The organism is Achromobacter sp. DH1f (assembly GCF_000633435.1).
GTDB lineage: Bacteria > Pseudomonadota > Gammaproteobacteria > Burkholderiales > Burkholderiaceae_B > Achromobacter > Achromobacter deleyi.
Window position 1 is genome coordinate 65,179 of the sequence record NZ_AYMF01000013.1, and the last position, 20,123, is coordinate 85,301.

The window sequence follows — 20,123 nt, forward strand, 5'->3', positions numbered from 1 at the left end:
TAAATGTGATAACTGGCCGCCACGGATTGGCGACAATAGCGGTGCCCCCCGCAAGCCTTCGCGCCTGCGGCTGGCGTTTTTGCGGCACTCCCGCCGCGCCACCGACCCGAGCCCGCCTATGGATACGCCCCGCCGCGTCCTGATCGTCGAAGACGATGCCCACATTGCCGAATTGCTGCGCCTGCACCTGCGCGACGAGGGTTACGCCGTCGAGCACGCCGCCGATGGCAACGAAGGCATGCGCCGGCTGGAAGAAGGCGACTGGGACGCCCTGGTGCTGGACCTGATGCTGCCGGGTATCGACGGCCTGGAAATCTGCAAGCGCGCCCGGGCCATGGCGCGCTATACGCCCATCATCATCACCAGCGCGCGCTCCAGCGAGGTGCATCGCATCCTGGGGCTGGAGCTGGGCGCCGACGACTACCTGGCCAAGCCGTTCTCGATGCTGGAACTGGTGGCGCGGGTGCGGGCGCTGCTGCGCCGCACCGACGCGCTGGAGCGCAACGCCCGCATCGACGCGGGCAGCCTGCGCCAGCACGGCGTGGCGATCGACCCGATCGCTCGCACGGCGTCGGTGGACGAGCGCCGGCTGGAACTGACCCCGCGTGAATTCGACCTGCTGCATTTCTTTGCCCGCCATCCGGACAAGGTGTTTTCGCGGCTGGACCTGCTGAACCAGGTGTGGGGCTACCAGCACGAAGGCTACGAGCACACCGTGAACACGCACATCAACCGGCTGCGCACCAAGATCGAGACCGACCCGTCCAATCCGCAGCGCATCCTGACGGTCTGGGGCCGCGGCTACAAATTCGCGGCCGGCCCCACGCCGCAACCGGAATCCGCCTCATGAAGCGCCTGACCCTTACCCAGCGCCTGTCCGGCGTGTTCGCCTTGCTGCTGCTGGCGTGCTGCGGCGCGTCGGCCTGGTTCCAGATCTCGGCCAATGTGCGCTACGAGCAGGAAGTGGTGCAGCGGCTGTCCAGCGGGCTGGCGCAGCATATTGCCGGCACCAACGAATTGATGGACGCCAATGGCTGGAAGCCCGATGCAGTGCGCTCGCTCTTTGGCATGCTGATGGCGGTGAACCCGTCGGTCGAGGTGTATCTGCTGGCCAACGACGGCCGTATCGTGGGCGATGCGGCGCCGCCGGGGCAGATCAAGCGCGAACGGGTCGACCTGGCGCCGGTGCGGCGTTTCCTGGCGGGCGAGGCGCTGCCCATCGAAGGCGACGACCCGCGCCACCTGGACACGGCCAAGGTGTTTTCGGCCGCGCCGGTGCGGGTGGCGGGGCAGGACAAGGGCTACGTTTACGTGGTGCTGCAAGGCCAGGCGCACGATGCGCTGGCCATGGCGGTGTCGCGCAGCTCGGTGCTGCGCACGACCTTGTGGTCGATTGCGCTGGTGGCCCTGCTGGGGCTGGTGGCGGGCCTGGCGGCGTTCGGGCTGATCACCCGGCCCTTGCGCGGTCTGACGCGGGCCGTGCGGGATTTCGACGGCGACGACGGCCGGGCGCTGGCGGCGCTGGAAAAGCCCGCGGACGCCACGGACACCAGCGGCGACGAGATTTCGCTGCTGCGCCGCAGTTTCGTGCAGATGGGCCGCCGCATTTCAGAACAATGGCGCGAACTGACGCGGCAGGACCAGCAGCGGCGCGACCTGGTGGCCAATATCTCGCACGACCTGCGCACCCCGCTGACGTCGTTGCACGGCTACCTGGAAACGCTGCGCATGAAGGACGACACGCTGGATGCGTCCGAACGCCGCCGCTATCTGGACATCGCGCTGGCGCAAAGCCGCAAGGTGGGCCGGCTGGCGCAGGAGCTGTTCGAACTGGCGCGGCTGGAATCCGGTCTGGTGCGGCTGGAACCCGAGACCTTTTCGCTGCCCGAGCTGGCGCAGGACGTGATCCAGAAATTCGAACTGGCCGCCGAGGCGCGCCAGCAACGGCTGACCACCGCGATCGCGCATGAGTTGCCGCCGGTGCGGGCCGACCTGGGCATGATCGAGCGGGTGCTGACCAACCTGCTGGACAACGCCATCCGCCATAGCGCACCGGGCGGCAATATCGAACTGAGCCTGGGGCAGGCGCGAGAGGGCGTGCAGGTGCGGGTCAGCGACACCGGCGCCGGCATTCCCGAGGCGCTGCGCGCCGGCTTGTTCACCCGCGCGTCGGTGCTGGCCAACGGCCCGCGCGACAGCGGCGGGCTGGGGCTGGTGATCGTGCACCGCATCCTGCAGCTGCACCACAGCGATATCCGGCTGGTGGAAAGGCCCGAACCGGGCGCGGTGTTTGAATTCAATCTGCCGGCGGCGCGTTAGGGACGGCGGGCAGCCGCCGCACCACGCCTCGCGTGGCATCCACGTCCAATAGATCCCCCGTTGCCGCCTGCTGCAGGATGCCCTGCACGTTGACCAGGGCCGGTACACCGAACTCGCGCGCAACGATGGCGCCGTGCGACAGGTAGCCGCCGGCTTCCATCACCACGGCGCCGGCGCGCAGGAACAGCGGGGTCCAGGCGGGGTCGGTGGATGGCGCGATCAGGATGGCGCCCACGGGCATGGCCAGCGCCTGGGCCGGGTCGCGGGCGATGAAGGCCGGGCCTTGGGCCCGACCCGCAGATACCGGGGTGCCACGCCACGTGTCGGCGTCCGCGGGCGCAGCGGCGTTGCGCGTGACCGTACCGGCGGCCAGGGTTGCCTGCGCTGCCGACGCGTTTTCATATTCGACGATCACGTCGGTGTCCGGCGTCTCGGCCCACCGTTGCAATTGCACGCGCCGGTCCGCCGCGCGTCGCTCGGCGTGGACGGGCGCCAGGCGGCCATCGGCCAGCGCGAAGACTTCCTCGGCGGTCAGGTGAAAGATGTCATCGGGGATGGTCATCAGCCGTGCGCCCAGTTCCAGCGCACTGCGCCGCGCCGCCGCCAGGTAGGCCACCAGCACGCTGCGCGCGGCTTCGCGCTGGGCGCCTTCGATTCGGGCGGCCGCCAGCAGCTTGGCGGCCAGCGGCCGCTGCCACCACGGCAAGACCACGCGCACCTGGCGCCAGGCCTCTCGCGCACCCTGTTCCTGGCGAGTGCGCAGGGTGTCGGGATCGGTGCCGATCAGGTTCAGCACGCTGTCCAGGACATAGCCGGGCGCCTCGCGCCAGCGCGGGTTGCGCATATAGGTTTCGTATACGGCGCGGTGCCCGTAGCGCGCCAGGAAATCCGCCAGCGCGCGGCGAAACGCGCTGTCCGGCGGCAACTGGTCGGTCCAGGCAGCGCTGTCGCGTTCGGGCGCACGCAGCCAGGCCAGCGCCTGCGGTTCACGCGATGCCAATTGCGCCAGCGCCATCAAGGCATAGCTTTGCGCCGCGGTCACGCTGGGCTCGCCGCCGGCCATCAGCGCGGCAGTCAAGGCGTGTCCCGCGCCGGGACGGGCCCGTTCCACGATGTCGAGCAACTTGGACAGCGCGCCGCCGCCTGACCCTTGCAGGAAGAACAGGTCGTCGGCCGCGGCCACGGTCAGGAATTGTTCGTGCAGATTGGCGCCCAGTGCGGCAGGCGTAGCGGGCAGCGCTTCGTAGAGCCAGGCCTGGGCGCGGGCGAACTGGCGCGGCAGATCGTCTTTGGCGCGGCGGCGCAGCGGCGCGGCCCGGCGCAGATAGCGCAGCATGCGCAGGCCATGGTTCAGCCGTTGCAACAGGGTGGGGCGCGGCACCTGGATATTGGGTTGCGGGCCGCCCAGCATGGCGTTCATGGCGTGCGGCGCGATGCCCAGCGCATCGTGGCCGATCCACTGGATGACGGAGGCATCCAGGTAGGCGCGGCCCTGGAACATCGCCACCATCCGCACGCCCGGCAGCGTGGGATAGCCGCTGAGCTCGAATCCGCAGGTCAACATGCGTTGCGCCATGAGGCGGCCGCCGTCCCATTCCAGCGCCGACATGGGTTGCGGCAGCACCTCGCGGGTGTTGCCGCGGGACCAGTATGACGGCTGTGATTGCAGGCCGGGATAGGTGTGGCGTGCCAGGGCGGTGACGGGGCGGGCTTGCACGATCCAGAAGCGGCTGCCGTCCCAGGCCCATTCCAGATCGTAGGGCGCGGCGGAATAATCGAGTGCGCGCGCGGCGTCGCGCACGAGCGCCGCCAAGGTGTCGATCTGCGCGGCCGTCAGTACGGCCCGCGCGGCCTGTTCGGCGGTTTGGTCCACCAGTTGCGTGCCGCCGCTTTCGATGGACTGCGTGGTTCGGCGCTTGGCGCCGATGCGCGCGTCCATCAGCGACCAGGTCAGCGTCAATGCGTCTGCACGCAGCCGGTATTCGTCGCCGTCGGCCAGGCCGCCGACCAGCGATTCGCCCAGGCCCCAGTTGGCATGGATCACCATGTGGTCATGGCGCCCCGTCAGCGGATCGCAGGTGAAGGCGATGCCCGACGCGGTGGCGGCCACCAGCGGCATGACGACCACCGCCATGGGCCGGTCATCATTGCTCAGGCCCAGCCGCTGACGATAGGCATCGGCCTGCGGTGTCCAGGCCGAATCCCAGATGCGTTGCAGCGCATCAAGGGCGGCCTGCGCGCCACGCACGTTCAGGCACGACAGGTGGATGCCGGCAAATGAAGCCGCAGCGCCGTCTTCCTGCGGGGCGGACGAACGCAGGGCCAAGGGTGTGTCGAGCCAGCCTCTTGCGTGCAGGGCATCGCGCAGCCCCTGGGCCACGCCTTGCGGTACGGGCGCACCGTGTCGATGGGCGGCGCCGGCCTGGGCCGACAGCACAAACCCGGGCGGCACCGGCACGCCCAGTTCGGCCATGCGCGCCAATTGCCAACCCTTGCCGCCTGCGACGGCGGGGCCGGCGTGGCGGGCGGCCGCCCAATCCAGGATGTCGGCGCCGGTGGTGGCGGCGGGCGACGGGGCGCGTGCGGGCATGGATTGCGCGGTGGAGTCAGGGGGCGGGCCAGCGGGTGTCTGGGATGTCATGGTGCGTTCCCGGGCGCGGCGGCGCCCTGCACGAACAGCGACAAGAGGGCGTCGAATTCCTTGCGCAAGCTGGCGCCGGGCAGGTCCAGCCATCGCAGCAGGGCGCCCAGGTGCAGGAACTGCAACTGGTGGGCCAGGCGTTCGGCGGACAGGTCCGTGCGCAATTGGCCGGCGGCCTGGCCTTGCGCGATCAGCCCTTCGAACAGTGCTTGCATGCCGCTGCGTGGCGATTTTTCGGTGCCGTCATCCGCTCGCAGGGTCGACAGGCGGTACCGCAGGTACGGGCCCAGATACGCACGGTTCGATTCAGACCAGTGCGCCGACGCATGCAGCACGCGCTTGAGCCGTTTCGCGAAGTCGGGCTGGGCGCGCAGGGCCGGCAACAGCTCGGCCGCGCTCGCAGCCAGTTCAGTATGGAAGCGATGCGCCAGCAACGCTTCCTTGACCGGAAAGTGGTTGTACAGCGTGCCCTTTGAAACGTCGGCCTGGGCCGCGATCTGTTCCATGGTGACCGCGTCATAGCCCAGCGTTTCGAACAGGCGATAGGCGGTCTGGGCCAGATGGTCCAGCGTTTGCTGGCGCTTGCGTTCGCGCAGGCCGGGGGCGGGGAGAGCGGGCGTGGGCATGGGGCTGTAAATTGTTGGACGACGAATAATATTATACGTCGTTCAATAATTTACGGAAACCTCAGGGGCCGTGCCCCCCCGCACCCGCCAAGCGTCATGCCGCGGCCGGCATCCTGCCGTTCAGCAGGTAATCCATCAATTCCCGTACGCTGCGCATGGCGTCGCCGAACGGCAGCTTGGACGCGCCGCGAAAGAACAGGCCGCGGCTGACTTCGCCGCGCATGGCGGCGGCCAGCTTCAGGTCGATGCAGAACTGGCCGAAGCGCGAGATGCCGTCGCGTATGCCGCATTGCGTCAGGCAGTCCATGCGCTGGCTGCAACGACGCGGGTCGCAGCGGGCGCCGGCCTGCAGCGTTTTTTCCTGTCGCAGGTAGCGGGTCAGCCACGGCGTGGCGACGGCGCGGGCGGGCAGGCCGGCCACGCTGGTGAATTCGGCCAGCTTGGTCGGGTCGGCCTGCATCAGCACGCGTTTGAAGTTTTCGTGCGCGTCGCCCTCCTGGGTGACGGCGAAGGCGGTGCCGACCTGCACCGCATCGGCGCCGTTGGCCAGCCAGTGGCGCACCTGCTCGTGGCTGCCCACGCCGCCGGCCACGATCAGGCGCGGTGCGTCGCTGCCCAGTTGCAGGTCGTGGAACAGCTGATGGCATTCGCCCAGCACGCGCTTGAATTCGAAGCGTTCGTCGTGGATGTCGTCCAGGCGCGCGGCGCCCAGGTGGCCGCCCGCGTAGCCGGGGTGTTCGATGACGACGGCGTCGGCCATGCGGCCCTTTTTCATCCATTTCTTCAGCACGGCGGCCACGCCGCGCGCTTCGGACAGGATCGGGATCAGCGCGACCTTGGGGTAATCGGCGGTCATGTCGGGCAGGTCCAGCGGCAGGCCGGCGCCCATGACGATGGCCTGGGCGCCGCTCTCGCAGGCCTGGCGCACCAGCGCGGGATGGTCGCGCACGGCTTTCATGACGTTCACGGCCACCAGGCCGCGGCCCTCGGCCATGTCCAGCGCGGCGCGCACTTCACGGTCCAGCGCGACGCGGTTGGCGTCATCGATGCGCTCGCGGTCGCGGCAGTGCTCGGTCTGTTCGACCAGGTCGGGGTGGTGATGGCGCAAGTCCACACTGGCAATGGTGCCGACCGCGTTCTGGCTGGCGACGGCGCCAGCCAGGCGATGGGCGGACACGCCCACGCCCATGCCGCCCTGGACGATGGGCAGCAATTCGCGTCCAGCGAGGGTGAGTGATTGGAACCACGTCATGAAGAAGCCTTTCATAGGAACAGTGGTTCCGAGGCTAGAGCAAGGCATGACGCGCCGCTTTGCGCGGGATCAAGTGGGAGGGGGATACAGGCGGAGCGCGCGGGCTCCGCCTGGAGCGGCAGCGGGTTACGCCACCAGCTTGACCAGCGCCGGCACCGTCAGCACGGCGGTGTAGTAGCCCATGAACTGCACGCCGGTGTTAAAGCCGAACAGGCGCGACAAGAGGCCGCCAAACAGGCCCATGGTCAGGATCACCAGCAGGCCCAGGAACTGGCCTTCCCAGACGCTGATCACGATGATCAGGCCGACGAAGGTGGCAATGATGGCCTCGTGGCTGACCTTGCGCGACACGAACAGCGCGGCGCGGCGCGCGAAGTTCATGGCGAACGGGTACGACACCACCGCCGCCAGCAACACCGCCAGCATGCCGTAGCCCAGGAATTCCCAGTGGTTCAGCAGGTTGTGCAGGTTGTGGGTTTCGCCGGTGGCCGCATCCACCGTGAAGCGGGGCGGGGCGTTGAACAGCGGCGCGGCGGGGCCGGCAGCCACCGGGCTGAGCGGCAGGCCGAAGGCGATCAGCGGAATCAGGGCCTCGGCGATGTAGGTCGCCTCGGTAACGCCATTGCGCGCGCTGAGCACGGTGGTCAGGCGATGGTAGGCGTGCTTGATGCGCGAGCCGACCAGTTCGCCCAGCACCACGGTCATGGCGACCGGGCTGAACACGAAGGTGGCGCTGGAAATCGTGGCGGTGGCCAGCGTCCAGCGGGTCTGGATGCGGTCCATGACCTTCAGCGGGTTGGGGAAGTAACCCGACCAGCCCTTCACATCCGGCGCCAGCGAGAACGTGCGCACCTTGTCGCGCATCATCTTGGCGCGGCCCTGCGGCGCGATCACGGTGAACAGGTCGGCGATCAGCGGGCCGATGGCAATGCCCAGGAAGTAGCTGATGCTGAGCTTGACGCCGTACTTGGCCGTCAGGCTTTGCAGCGCCACGATCACCACCACGAAGGGCACCAGCAGCGCCACGGCAGCCCAGCGGCCGGCCGAGAAGTAGGCGATCAGCACGGCCGCGGCCAGGAAGATCCACGGCGCCGACTTGGTGATGGCGCCGCCGAACGGCGCCAGCAGCACGGCAAACAGCACCGCCAGCGGCACGGCCACGAAGGCCGCGACGATGGCGCCGGACACCATCTTGCGCAGCGCGATGTGCGGCACGCCCAGCTTGCGCAGCATGTTGGCGTCCTGCAGCAATGGCGTGGCCAGGGTGTCGCCGGGTATGCCCAAGAGCGCGGTCGGCACGGCATGGGTCATGTGCTTGGCGACGGCGCCGGCCAGGAAGAAGGTGAAGACGCCGGCGGGCGGCACGCCCAGCAGCACGACCAGCAGCGTCAGCGGGGCCAGCGTGGTGGTCTCGTCGGTGCCGGACACCAGGCCGATGGCGGCGAATACCACGGCGCCTAACAGGCCCATGGCTGCGGCCACCATGATTTGTTCAAGCAGTGCGGGATCGCTCATGCCAGCACCTCTTTGGCGGCGCCTTGCGGCAGGTTGCGGGCGGCGGGCGCGGGGGCCGGCGCGGCGAACAGTTCGTACAGGTCCAGTGCTTTCAGTTCTTCGACCACTGCGGGCGGCAGGTCGGCCAGGGTGCCCAGGCCGCCGGGTTGCGCGGCCAGTTCGGCCAGCACCTCGGCGCGCCAGGCGGGATCGTGCGAGGCGCTGTGCTCGACCACTTCGCGCTTGGGCGGGAACAGGCGTGCGCAGATCACGCCGGCCAGCACGCAGCCGGCCAGGCCCGCCAGCATGGCATAGGCGTGGGCCAGCTCGGGCGAGGCCACGCGGGTGCGCAGCCAGCTGCTGGCAGCGTAGAAGCCGGCCACGCTGACGCCGATGCCGATGGCGATCGCCCAGGCCAGGTGGCGCAGGTCGACCGTGTCGTTCCATACTTCGGCCAGGCGTCCGGTGGACGCCTTGCTGTCTCTATCCATGTCTGTCTCCTTGATGGATGGGCGGCGGCCAGGTCTGGCGCGCCGCCTCTGTTCTTGTGCGGCCGGCGGTTTGCCGCCGGCCGGTGCCGGGCCCCTAGGCCGGTTTACGCAGTTCCTCCAGCAGTGCCACGGCGCGGTCGGTGCGCACGTCGTGTTCCGCGGCCATGCGCTTGGCGATGGCGTCGATTTCGGCGCCGACGGCGCCTGCCGTCAACGCGATGTTGCGCGCGTGCAGCGCCATGTGGCCGCGCTGGATGCCTTCGGTGGCCAGGGCGCGCAGCGCGCCCAGGTTCTGCGCCAGGCCGACGGCCACGGCAATCTCGCCCAGTTCCTGGGCCGAGCGCACCGCCAGGATCTTGAGCGCGATGCGTGCCAGCGGATGGGTCTTGGTGGCGCCGCCCACCAGGCCGACCGGCATCGGCATTTCCAGCGTGCCGACCAGGGCGCCCGCAGCGTCTTTTTCCCAATGCGTCAGCGATGTGTAGCGGCCGTCGCGGCAGGCGTAGGCGTGGGCGCCGGCTTCGACGGCGCGCCAGTCGTTGCCGGTGGCGACGATGACCGGGTCGATCCCGTTCATGATGCCCTTGTTGTGCGTGGCGGCCCGGTAGGGGTCGATGGCGGCGAAGGTGTAGGCGTCCAGCACGCCTTCGATGATCTCGGCGCCGCTGCGGTCCTTGGTGTCCAGCACGTCGGGCGTCAGGCGCACGCGGGCCCGCGACAGGCGCAGGTCGGCCAGGTTGGACAGGATGCGCAGGCGCACCGAGCCGCCGGTGATTTCCTCGACCAGCGGGGCGACGGCCTCGGCCATGGTGTTGACGGTGTTGGCGCCCATGGCGTCGCGCACGTCCACGATCAGGTGCAGCACGATCATCGGGCCGCGCGGGGTATCGGCGAACACGTGCACTTCAATGTCCTGGCAGCCGCCGCCCAGGCCGATCAGCACCTTGTCGCGGCTGTTGGCCAGCGTCACGATGCGTTCGCGTTCGCGCAGCAGCGCCAGGCGCGCGCCGTGCGGGTCGGTCAGGCCCAGCACCTGCACCTGGGCGCGCATCAGCGGCCGGGTGCTGGACGTTTCGAAGCCGCCGCCGCTGCGCGCCAGCTTGGCCATGAACGAGGCGGCCGCCACCACCGACGGCTCTTCCACCGCCATGGGCACCAGCACGTCGCGGCCGTTGATCTGGAAGTTGCCGGCCACGCCCAGCGGCAGCTCGAAGGCGCCGATGACGTTTTCGATCATGCCGTCGGCGCGGTCCAGGCCCAGCGCGCCGGGTTCGGCCAGCAACTGGCGTTCTTCGGGCGTCAGTTCGGCGGCATCGGCGATGGCCGACAGGCGTTGGGCGGGGGTGAGGGCGCGGAAGTTCGGCAGGCGTGAATCGGCCACCATGGCATGTCTCCATATAAGAATCAGGTGGCGAGATTCTAGGTAAACTGTACCGGCATTCAGAGGTACAGTTTGGACAAACAGTACCATTGCACTGCACCAATTTCGGCCTTCTCCCGACTGGAATCCCACCCCGTGGACGACGACAATCCCCTGGGCCGCGCCCCGCGCGCCGCACCCATCGCCGAAAGCCTGGCCCGCCTGATCGGACGCCAGATCGCCGACGGCGTCTACCGACCCGGCGACAAGCTGCCGTCGCTGCGCGAGCTGGCGCAATTGCACCGCTACGCCAAGAACACGGTGGTGGTGGCGTTTGAAATGCTGGTGGCGCGCGGGCTGGTCGAGCCGCGCCGCGGGTCCGGCTTCTATGTGCTGGACACGGGCCCGGCGCAACGCGCGGCCGACGAAGAACCGGGCCAGCTCAGCCGCGCCATGGACATCGTCTGGCTGATGCGCGAACAGCTGAAGACGCAGCCCGACGCCATCGCCGCGGGCGACGGCTTTCCGCCGGTGGAATGGCTGGCCGACATGCGCATGGACCGCTACCACCAGAAGGTGGTGCGCACCGGCCTGGGCACCTTATTCCGCTACGGCAGCCGCTTTGGCTACGCGCCGCTGCGCGAAAGCCTGGTGCGCAAGCTGGGCGACGTGGGCATCAGCGCCGCGCCGTCGCAACTGGTGCTGACGCACGGCGCCAACGAGGCCATGGACCTGGTGATCCGCTACTTCCTGCCGCCGGGCGCGGCGGCGCTGGTGGACGATCCAGGCTACTACCCTCTGTTCGGCAAGTTGAAGCTGGCGGGGGTGCGCATGCTAGGCGTGCCGCGCCTGCCGGACGGCCCGGACCTGGCCGTGCTGGAAGCCTTGCTGCAGCGCGAGAAGCCGCGGCTGTTCTTCACGCAATCGCTGGCGCACAACCCCACGGGGTCGGATATTTCGCCGGCCAAGGCCTACAAGCTGCTCCAACTGGCCGAACGCTACAACCTGATCGTGGTCGAGAACGACCCCCTGGCCGACTTCAAGCCGACCTCGTCGGTGCGCATGTCGGCGCTGGACCAACTGGAACGCACGGTCTACATCGGCAGCTTCTCCAAATCGTTCTCGGCGGCGCTGCGGGTGGGCTTCATTGCCTGCGGCGCGGCGCTGGCCAGCGACCTGGCCGACCTGAAGGCGCTGGTGCACGTCAGCAGTTCGGAATACTGCGAACGCATGGTCGATGTGATGCTGCGCGAAGGCCACTACGAACGCCACCTGGTGCGCTTGCGCCAGCGTTTGCAGGCCGCCACGGGCAACGCCTTGCAGGTGCTGGATGCGCTGGGGGCCAAGGTGCACGTGCGGCCGACAAGCTCGCTGTATCTGTGGGCGGCGTTTCCGGGCGTGGAAAATTCACTGACGCTGGCGCAGGACCTGATGCCCGAGAAAGTCATCATGGCGCCGGGTCGCGTGTTCAGCGTGGACCCGACGGCGGTGTCGCCCTGGTCGCGCTGCAACGTGGGCGCGGTGGTGTCGCCGCGCTTTCAGACGGCGCTGGCGGCGCAGCTGGGGCCGGCCGGGCGGCGCCCGGGTCAGCGGTAGGCGAACTGTTCGAACAGGGCCTGCAACGCGGCCTGCGCCGGGGCGGTCAGGTGCCAGGCCGGCATCGCGTCGGGACTGGCCCGCGCGCTTTGCACGGCAAAGCGCTTCACGCCGCGGCGCGCCAGTTCGCCGGCCAGGGCCAGCAGCCGGGCTTCGCTCAGCCAGTCCGGATGCCAGGTGATGCGGCATTCGAAATCCACGCCGGCCGTCAGCAATTGCGTCAGGCAGGCCTGGGCGGGGCGTTGCGAGTCGCGCCGACCGGTGATGTCGTCATAGCCTTGCGCGTCGGCCTTGATGTCCAGGCCCACCCAATCCAGGTAGCGCAACACGTCGGCCAGACGCAGCGGGTAGATGCCGGCGGTGTGCAGGCCGATGCGAAAGCCCATGCGGCGCGCCTCGCGGATCATCGAGGGCAGGCGCGGTTCGCTCAGCGGTTCGCCGCCCGAGAACACCACGGCGTCCAGCAAGCCCTGGCGGTTGTCCAGGAAGGCGCGCACGTCGCGCCAGTCGTAGCGCGCGGCGCGGGTCTGCAATTCTGGGTTGTGGCAGTAGTGGCAGCGCCAGGGGCAGCCGGCGATGAAGACCACGGCGGCCAGCGTGCCGGGCCAGTCCACGGTGGAAAACGGCGTCAGGCCGCCCACCGCCGCCGAATGGCGCGGCAGCGGCTGCGTCACCGGACGCGGCGGCGCGGCGTGGGCCACGCGCAGCGCCTGGCGGCGCACGGCCGGGGCGGCCTTGCGGCCAGCGGGCGCGTCAGGCACGCCGTTCGACGAAGAAGCGGCGTTCATTGAATTCGCCTTGTTTGCCGGTGTTGAAGGAAGACACGGGGCGGTGATAGCCCATGACGCGGGTCCAGACTTCGCAGCGCACGCGCTGGCTATCGGGCAGGCGCAGGGCCTGGGGGGCAGTGGGTTCAACAGAGATCAAGGTTTGCATGGCGGTTCCTTGGGGTTGGGCCGGGCGGGAATGCCCGGTGAAAAAATTCAGGCCGGGGCGCAGCACGCCGCCTGCCTGGCTTGCAGTTCGGCGTCGCACTTCGGGCAGAACTCGTGGTGCCCGGCCAGGTAGCCGTGGTGGGGGCAGATCGAGAACGTGGGCGTGACGGTGATGTAGGGCAGCCGGAAATTCGACAGCGCGCGCCGCACCAGCGCCTTGCACGCGTCGGCCGACGACACGGCTTCGTTCATGTACAGGTGCAGCACGGTGCCGCCGGTGTACTTGCCTTGCAGCGCTTCCTGCAGCGACAGCGCCTCGAACGGGTCGTCGGTGTGGCCCACCGGCAATTGGCTGGAATTGGTGTAGTACGGCTGGGCCGCGGTGCCGGCTTGCAGAATGCCCGGCCAGCGCTTTTTGTCTTCGCGGGCAAAGCGGTAGGTGGTGCCTTCGGCCGGCGTGGCTTCCAGGTTGTAGAGGTGGCCGGTTTCTTCCTGGAACTGCGTCATGCGCTCGCGCACCCGGTCCAGCAGGCGCACGGCCAGCGCGTGGCCGGCAGGCGTGGTGACGTCGTCGGTATCGCCGCTGAAATTGCGGATCATCTCGTTGATGCCGTTCACGCCCAACGTGCTGAAGTGATTGCGCAGCGTGCCCAGGTAACGCCGGGTGTAGGGATACAGGCCTTGGTCGATGTAGCGCTGCACCACCTTGCGCTTGGTTTCGAGCACGTCGCGGCCCAGGCCCAGCAGATGGTCCAGGCGCGCCATCAGCGCGGCTTCGTCGCCCTGGCAGGTATGGCCCAGGCGGGCGCAGTTCACCGTCACCACGCCGACCGAGCCGGTCTGCTCGGCCGACCCGAACAGGCCGTTGCCGCGCTTGAGCAGCTCGCGCAGGTCCAGTTGCAGGCGGCAGCACATGGATCGCACCATGTGCGGTTCCAGGTCGGAATTCAGGAAGTTCTGGAAGTAGGGCAGCCCGTAGCGCGCGGTCATCTCGAACAGGCGCGTGGTGTTGGGGTGGTCCCAGTCGAAATCGGGCGTGATGTTGTAGGTGGGAATGGGGAAGGTGAACACGCGCCCCTTGGCGTCGCCGGCCATCATCACTTCGATGTAGGCGCGGTTGATCATGTCCATTTCGACTTGCAGATCGCCGTAGGCAAAGGGCATTTCCTCGCCGCCCACGTAGGGAATCTGCTCCTTCAGGTCGGCCGGGCAGGTCCAGTCGAAGGTCAGGTTGGTGAACGGCGTCTGCGTGCCCCAGCGGCTGGGCACGTTCAGGTTGTAGATCAGTTCCTGCATGGCCTGCTTGACCTCGCCGTAGGTCATCGCGTCGCGGCGGATGAAGGGCGCCATGTAGGTGTCGAACGAACTGAACGCCTGCGCGCCGGCCCACTCGTTCTGCAGCGTGCCCAGGAAGTTCACGATCTGGCCGATGGCCGCCGACATATGGCGCGGCGGCGTGGCCTCGACCTTGCCGGGAATGCCGTTGAAGCCTTCGGTCAGCAGCTGGCGCAGCGACCAGCCGGCGCAATAGCCGCTGAGCATGTCCAGGTCGTGGATGTGGATGTCGCCTTCGCGGTGGGCGCGGCCGGCCTCGGGCGTGAAGACGTTGGACAGCCAGTAATTGGCGGTGACCTTGCCGGCCACGTTCAGGATCAGTCCGCCCAGGCTGTAGCCCTGGTTGGCGTTGGCGTTGACGCGCCAGTCGCGCTGTTCCAGGTATTCCTCCATGGCGCTTTCCACGTCCACCAGCGTGTGGCGCAGCGAGCGCAGGCGGGCGTGCTGTTCGCGGTACACGATGTAGGCGCGGGCGGTGCGCCAGTAGCCGGCGCGCACCAGCGTCTCTTCGACCTGGTTCTGGATGGTCTCTACGCCGGGGCAGACATTGCCGTCGGCGGTTAGCGCGTCGATCACGGCAGCGGTCAGCGCCTGGGCGACGTCGGCATCCAGTTCGCCCGTGCTGTGGCCTGCGGCGGCGATGGCCGCGGCGATCTTGGCGCGGTCGAATTCCACGACTCGGCCGTCGCGCTTGAGGATGTGTTCGAGTTGCATCGCTGACACCATATGTTGTGGGGTGAGAAAACTCTACCACCACCTATGGTGTTAAATGCGGCCCAGCCTCGCTGTTTGTCGGTCGGGTTTGATGCGGGTCAAATGGCGCGGGGCGCACCCGCGCCGGCGCAATCCGGCGGCGCGGTCCTAGAACCCGAAGCTGACGCCCGCGATGGAAATCACCACCGCCAGGGCTGCCGTGCGCATCGCCGGGCGCGGCGCCCACGACAGCATGCCGACCCACAGCAGGGCGCCGGCCGACAGCCAGCCCAGCCAGGCCACCACGCCCACGGTATTGCCCCACAGGCCCACGCAGGGCAGCAGCGCCAGCAGCAGCAACAGGATGCCTGCGCCACGCAGCACGCGGGTATGGCTGGCCGACGGGTCGCGGCCCCAGACCTGGTCGTAATGGCGCGGCATGGCCAGGCTGAGACAAGCCATGCCGGAATAGGTCAGCAAGAGCGCCATGGCAATGCCGGCGGCGTCATTCAGATTCATGCGGCGGCTTCCTGTGGGGCGCGGGGAGGGCGGGGTTTGCCTTGCGGCGGGGCCGACAGCGGCTTGTTGCGCAATCGTATCGCAGCCCAGGCGGCGGCCAGGCCCGTGGCCATGGCCGTGAGCTCGACGCCCGCGCTTTCCCAGTCGCCGCGGCCGATCTGCGCCAGCGGATGATCGCCCAGCGTCACCAGCGACAGCACGGGCAGCAGCAGGCACAGCGTCGCCAACAGCCCCAGTTGCCCGATCCAGGCGCGCCGCGGCGTGCACAGCCAGGCATGCGCCAAGGTCAGCGCCCACACGATGAAGAACGCGCGCACTTCCCAGCCGGCGCGCTGCGGCAGCGACACGGGCAAGAGGCGGTTGGCCCACAGGTAGGCGATGCAGGCGATGGCCAGCCCCGCCAGCGCGGCCACGTTCAGGCCTTCGATCAGGCGGTAGACGCGCGCGGTGGCGGCGCCGAATTCGTTGCCCATCTTGGTACGGCGCTTGACCATGAACAGCACGGCGCCGGTGCCCATCATGGCGGCGCCGGCCAGGCCGCACAGGAAATACAGCCATTTCATGGCCAGCCCGCCGAACTTGACCATGTGCAGGTCGGACATGACCTGGCGGGTCAGCGATGCGCTGCCGCCGTGCACGCCGCCGGGCGTGCGCATGCGCAGCACGTCGCCGGTGGCGCCGGAAAACTCCACCATGCCGGTGGTGCTGCTGATCGACCGGTACGTCGTGGCGTCTTCGTTCCAGCCATACACGCCGATGCGCATGGCGCCGTCTTCGGGGTTGTTGATGACGATGGCGCGGGCGCTCTGGCCGATCATCTGTTCGGCGCGGGCCACGAGGGGTTCCAGCGCCGGCACGGCCAGGGGCGTGCCGGTGGGGGCAGGCTTGTCTTCGCCCAGCAGTTCGGTCAGGTACTGGCGCGAGGCTTGCATGCCGGACCCGTAGGCCGCCACCATGGGCGCGGGCATCAGCGACACGCTGGAAATCACGATGCCGGTGTAGACGATCATGAACTGGAACGGCAGGGTCAGCACCGCGGTCGCGTTGTGCGCGTCCAGCCACGAACGCTGGCCTTTCCTGGCGCGGAAAGTGAAGAAGTCCTTGAAGATGCGCTTGTGCGTGACCACGCCTGACACCATCGCCACCAGCATTGCCATGGCCGCGAAGGCCACGATCCACAGGCCGACAGGATCGGTGTGCAGGGTGTAGTGGAAGTCGACGAAGTGCGTGCCGCCGATCGTGGCGCGCGCGGCGCCGTGGGCATCTTCGGCAAGTTCCTCGCCCGTGTCGGGGTTCAGTTCGGCGTCGGCGTATTGGCCGTTCTTGTCGAACCAGTAGGCCACCAGGCCGTTGTCGTGGAAGCGGTCGACGGGCCAGATCTCCCACATGCCGGCGCCGGGGTGGTGGCGCGTCATGTACTGCACCGCCAGTTCAAGCCGGCGTTCGCGGTTCACGGGGGCGGACGTCTGCTGCGCGGCCCGGGCTTCGGCGGCGTGGTGCTCGGGCGTCATCCAGTGCGTGATGGCCTCGGAAAACACCGCCAGCGAGCCGGTCAGGAACACGGCGAACAGCAACCAGGAAAACCACAGGCCGACCCAGGTGTGCAGCCAGGCCATGGATAAGCGGAAACCGGATTTCAGGGCGAGCCTCTTTCTTGTCGACGCGGCCGCAGGGCTGGGCGCGCGGGCATTTTATTGAGAATGGTTGCGATTCTAATCTAAATGGGGTCGGAAGGGGCGGTGCGCCTTGCCTGGCGCCCGCCGCGCCGGCGTTCAGCCGCCGCGCTTGACCTGATTCGGCAGGACATCGTGGACGCGCTTGAACGCGCTGGAGAAGTGGCTCATGTTGGTGTAGCCGAGTTTCAGGCCGGCCTGCGACACGCTGTGTCCGCCGGTCGCGATCAGGTCCCAGGCCGCGCGCATGCGTTCACGCTGGTAGAACGCGTGCACGGGCAGGCCGAAATGCTGCTTGAACACCTGCTTGAGCTTGAAGGTGTTCATGCCGCATTGCCGCGCCAGGTCGGCAATGGAGGGCGGTTGCGCCAGGTCGGCCAGCAGCAGGCTGCGCGCGTGGATCAGGCGCTCGTGGTCGCCCCGGCGCACGACGGCGGTCTGGGTGAACGCACCGTCGGAGCGGGCGGCGCCGCGTACCCGCAGCACCTGGATCAGGAACTCCAGGCTCTTGGCCTCGCGCAGCAGCGGCGAGCTGGCGCTGCCCATCAGGGCGTCGTCCAGTTCTTGCGCGGCCTGCAGCAACCGCAGGTCGCTTGGCGTGATCCACAGGCCCAGGCCGCGTTCCAGATCGCGGGCCAGGGCATCGCCGTCTTCCCCGGCGATCTGGCGCAGCAGGGCGGGGGCAACCAGCAACCCTACATGCGGCATGTCGCCGGTCATGTGCGTGTGCCAGGGTCCGCCGGCCAGCGTGCCGCACAGCAATTGGCGGCTTTGCAGTTGCTGCTGGCGGCCGTCCACGGCGACGTCCATGCCGCCCTTGGGCCAGATCGACAGCAGCACGCGCTGGTCGGAATCGCAGATCAGGCAATCGGCGGGCTGCTCGTAGCGGCTATGGCTGGCAAACGCCGTCAGGCCGTTGCCGGTCTGGTGCACGGCATTGGGCTGGGGCGCGGCGGGCCACAGTTCGGGCGGCGGGTTGGGGTCGTCGGGCAGATGCCGGGCAAGGTCGATCAGCGGCAGGTCCATCGCAAATGCTCCCGATCCGGGTAGGAATACTGCCGATCCGGGCAGTAATTGTTAATGAGAATCGCTATTGTATGGCGGATTCCTTCCCCTCTCCTGTGCGATTCCATGTCCATGCCTACCCGAACCTCTTTGGCGCTCAGCCTGTCCTTGGCGCTGGCCGCGCCCCTGTCCCTGCGTGCCGCGCCGCCCGAGGCGAATGCCCAGGCAGCCCCCGACGTGGCCAGGCTGGCCCCGGTGGTGGTGACCGCCACCAAGCAATCGGCCGCCGAGCAGGTCACGCCGGCCAGCGTCACCGTCATCGACGGGTTGGCCGTCGAACGCGAAGGGCTCGATAGCCTGTACGACGTGGCCTACCGCTCGCCCAACGTGTACTTCACCAGCTTCACGCAGAACACGCCCAGCATCACCATCCGCGGGCTGGGGTTCTCGGACGATGAGTCCGACAGCACCAGCACCAGCGCGCTGATCGACGGCGTGCCCATGACGGTGACGACGTTGGGACAGCTGTTCGACGTGCAGCAGATCGAAGTGCTGCGCGGCCCGCAAAGCACGCTGTACGGACAGAACAGCATGGGCGGCCTGGTGGCGGTGCGCACCCGCGACCCGGGTTTCGAATTCGGCGGCAACGCGCAGGTGGAATACGCCACCGGCAACCGCCGGCGCGAGACGGCGGGCCTGGACATTCCGTTGTCCGACCGCACGGCCATCCGCATCGCGGGCGGCGCCGACAACGCCGACGGCTACGTCAAGAACGACGCCCTGGACCGGGACAATACGGGCGGCTGGCGCAGCCGCTTCGGCCGCATCAAGTTCCTGCACGTGGACGATGCAGGCGGCGAATGGCGGCTGGGCGTGCACGGCGTGAACACCAAGGGCGGCAACGATTTCTTCACGACGCGCAGCCTGGCGGACGATCACCATTCCGCCAACGGCGACGCGGGGCAGAATGACTTGTCGTACACCCTGGTGACGGGGTCGTACGACCGCCAATTGGCCAACGGCAACCGCCTGGCCGTCAACCTGGGCGGCAGCCGGGTCGACTGGGATTACTGGCTGCCCGAATCCGTCTTTGGCGGGGTCAGCGGCTTTAACGCGTCCACCGAGCAATACAGCGGCGAGGCCCGCCTGTCGCACACGCCCGACGGCGATGCCGGCCTGGACTGGATGGGCGGCATCTATGCGTCGAAGATCCGCCGCGATTCGCCCTATACCTTCGGCATGGCCGATGTGTTCAGCAGCGTGACGTCGGCCCGCATCAAGGGGTCGACCGCGGCGATCTTCGGCGAGCTGGGCTGGCGCTTCAATCCGCAATGGCGCGTGGCGGGCGCCTTGCGCGTCGAACGCGACGAGCGCCGCATGGATTGGCGCAGCACGCAAAGCGCCGGGTCGTACAGCGCCGTGGAAACGCTGCGCAGCAAGACCCACGACACCGTGCTGCTGCCGCGCCTGACGCTGGAATACCGTCCTGATGCGCAGCAATTCGCCTGGGCGACGCTGGCACGCGGCTACAAGGCGTCGGGCTTCAATCAGTACGCCACCGACAGCGCGTCCGCCGCGCAGGCGTATCAGCCCGAATACGGCAACTACGCCGAACTCGGTTACCGCCTGCAAGGGGTGGACGAGACCTGGAACGTGAGCGCGGTGGGCTTCTATACCAAGCTGCGCGACCAGCAGGTCGTGACGATCGGCAGCGGCGGCCAAAGCCTGACCACCAACGCGGGCCGCTCGCATAACCTGGGCATGGAACTGTCCGGCACCTGGCGCCCCGTGCGCAGCGTGGACCTGACGGCGTTTGTGGGACTGGTCAAGGCGGTGTACGACGACTACAGCACCGGCGGGGTCGACTATTCGGGCCAGCAGTTTCCGAATACGCCGCGCCAGAGCTATGGCGTGACGGCGGCGTGGCGCTTCGCGCCGGGCTGGGAAGCGGGCCTGGCGGTGCGCCACCAGGGCTCGTCCAACCTGTATCCCACCACCACGGTCAAGAACGACGCCTACACCTTGCTGGACGCGCAACTGTCCTACCGCGTCGATCGCCACTGGACGGTGGGCGTGTACGGCAAGAACCTGACGGACCGCGTCTATTACACCCGGGCGCTCAATGACCTGGTGGTGGCCGGCACCGGCCGCGTGGTGGGCGTGCGCGTGGGCCTGGACTTCTAG

General features: G+C 68.5%; 16 protein-coding genes. 4 read left to right on the top strand and 12 right to left on the bottom strand.

The window, feature by feature from the left end:
• Positions 1-118: 118 nt before the first annotated feature.
• On the top strand, positions 119-850 hold the full coding sequence (locus U858_RS0113605; RefSeq protein WP_025137705.1) for a response regulator transcription factor: 732 nt from the start codon (positions 119-121) through the stop codon (positions 848-850).
• Positions 847-2,319, top strand: a complete 1,473-nt coding sequence (locus U858_RS0113610) for a HAMP domain-containing sensor histidine kinase (protein WP_025137706.1) — start codon at positions 847-849, stop codon at positions 2,317-2,319. Before U858_RS0113605 ends, U858_RS0113610 begins: the two co-directional genes overlap by 4 nt.
• Here U858_RS0113610 and U858_RS0113615 read toward each other — a convergent pair.
• From U858_RS0113615 to U858_RS0113640, 6 genes are all read right to left on the bottom strand, one after another.
• Positions 2,297-4,960, bottom strand: coding sequence for a PEP/pyruvate-binding domain-containing protein (locus U858_RS0113615; protein ID WP_232786533.1), 2,664 nt, complete (start codon positions 4,958-4,960; stop codon positions 2,297-2,299). The two genes, U858_RS0113610 and U858_RS0113615, sit on opposite strands and share 23 nt — an antisense overlap.
• Positions 4,957-5,586: a TetR/AcrR family transcriptional regulator gene (locus U858_RS0113620; RefSeq protein ID WP_025137708.1), complete on the bottom strand. Its 630-nt coding sequence runs from the start codon at positions 5,584-5,586 to the stop codon at positions 4,957-4,959. Before U858_RS0113620 ends, U858_RS0113615 begins: the two co-directional genes overlap by 4 nt.
• 94 nt (positions 5,587-5,680) lie before the next feature.
• Complete coding sequence (locus U858_RS0113625; protein ID WP_025137709.1) at positions 5,681-6,838, bottom strand: nitronate monooxygenase family protein; 1,158 nt, start codon at positions 6,836-6,838, stop codon at positions 5,681-5,683.
• A 126-nt stretch (positions 6,839-6,964) separates the two neighbouring features.
• On the bottom strand, positions 6,965-8,353 hold the full coding sequence (locus U858_RS0113630) for a tripartite tricarboxylate transporter permease (RefSeq protein WP_025137710.1): 1,389 nt from the start codon (positions 8,351-8,353) through the stop codon (positions 6,965-6,967).
• Positions 8,350-8,823 carry a hypothetical protein gene (locus U858_RS0113635; RefSeq protein ID WP_025137711.1) on the bottom strand — a complete coding sequence of 158 codons (474 nt, stop codon included), beginning with the start codon at positions 8,821-8,823 and terminating at the stop codon, positions 8,350-8,352. Before U858_RS0113635 ends, U858_RS0113630 begins: the two co-directional genes overlap by 4 nt.
• Before the next feature lie 94 nt (positions 8,824-8,917).
• Entirely contained in the window at positions 8,918-10,207 is a 1,290-nt protein-coding gene (locus U858_RS0113640) for a hydroxymethylglutaryl-CoA reductase, degradative (RefSeq protein ID WP_025137712.1), read from the bottom strand.
• 132 nt (positions 10,208-10,339) lie between these two features.
• Between U858_RS0113640 and U858_RS0113645 the strand changes: the two genes are divergently transcribed.
• Entirely contained in the window at positions 10,340-11,779 is a 1,440-nt protein-coding gene (locus tag U858_RS0113645; protein ID WP_025137713.1) for a PLP-dependent aminotransferase family protein, read from the top strand.
• On the opposite strand, the gene U858_RS0113650 is transcribed toward U858_RS0113645, so the two are convergent.
• The 6 genes from U858_RS0113650 to U858_RS34235 form a co-directional block, all read right to left on the bottom strand.
• Positions 11,770-12,567: an anaerobic ribonucleoside-triphosphate reductase activating protein gene (locus tag U858_RS0113650; RefSeq protein ID WP_025137714.1), complete on the bottom strand. Its 798-nt coding sequence runs from the start codon at positions 12,565-12,567 to the stop codon at positions 11,770-11,772. The genes U858_RS0113645 and U858_RS0113650 overlap by 10 nt on opposite strands.
• On the bottom strand, positions 12,533-12,715 hold the full coding sequence (gene nrdD, locus U858_RS0113655) for an anaerobic ribonucleoside-triphosphate reductase (protein WP_025137715.1): 183 nt from the start codon (positions 12,713-12,715) through the stop codon (positions 12,533-12,535). Before nrdD ends, U858_RS0113650 begins: the two co-directional genes overlap by 35 nt.
• A 47-nt stretch (positions 12,716-12,762) precedes the next feature.
• Positions 12,763-14,763 (bottom strand): ribonucleoside triphosphate reductase, encoded by a 2,001-nt coding sequence (locus tag U858_RS0113660; protein ID WP_025137716.1) that lies wholly within the window; start codon positions 14,761-14,763, stop codon positions 12,763-12,765.
• A gap of 147 nt (positions 14,764-14,910) precedes the next feature.
• Positions 14,911-15,261, bottom strand: coding sequence for a DUF3325 domain-containing protein (locus U858_RS0113665; protein ID WP_025137717.1), 351 nt, complete (start codon positions 15,259-15,261; stop codon positions 14,911-14,913).
• Complete coding sequence (locus tag U858_RS0113670) at positions 15,258-16,877, bottom strand: PepSY domain-containing protein (protein WP_025137718.1); 1,620 nt, start codon at positions 16,875-16,877, stop codon at positions 15,258-15,260. The genes U858_RS0113665 and U858_RS0113670 overlap by 4 nt, the downstream gene beginning before the upstream one ends.
• Before the next feature lie 156 nt (positions 16,878-17,033).
• The gene (locus tag U858_RS34235) at positions 17,034-17,960 is read right to left on the bottom strand and encodes an AraC family transcriptional regulator (RefSeq protein WP_025137719.1); all 927 of its coding nucleotides are present in this window, start codon (positions 17,958-17,960) and stop codon (positions 17,034-17,036) included.
• 111 nt (positions 17,961-18,071) lie between these two features.
• Here U858_RS34235 and U858_RS0113685 point away from each other — a divergent pair, with 111 nt between their 5' ends.
• Positions 18,072-20,123, top strand: a complete 2,052-nt coding sequence (locus U858_RS0113685; protein WP_198529721.1) for a TonB-dependent receptor — start codon at positions 18,072-18,074, stop codon at positions 20,121-20,123.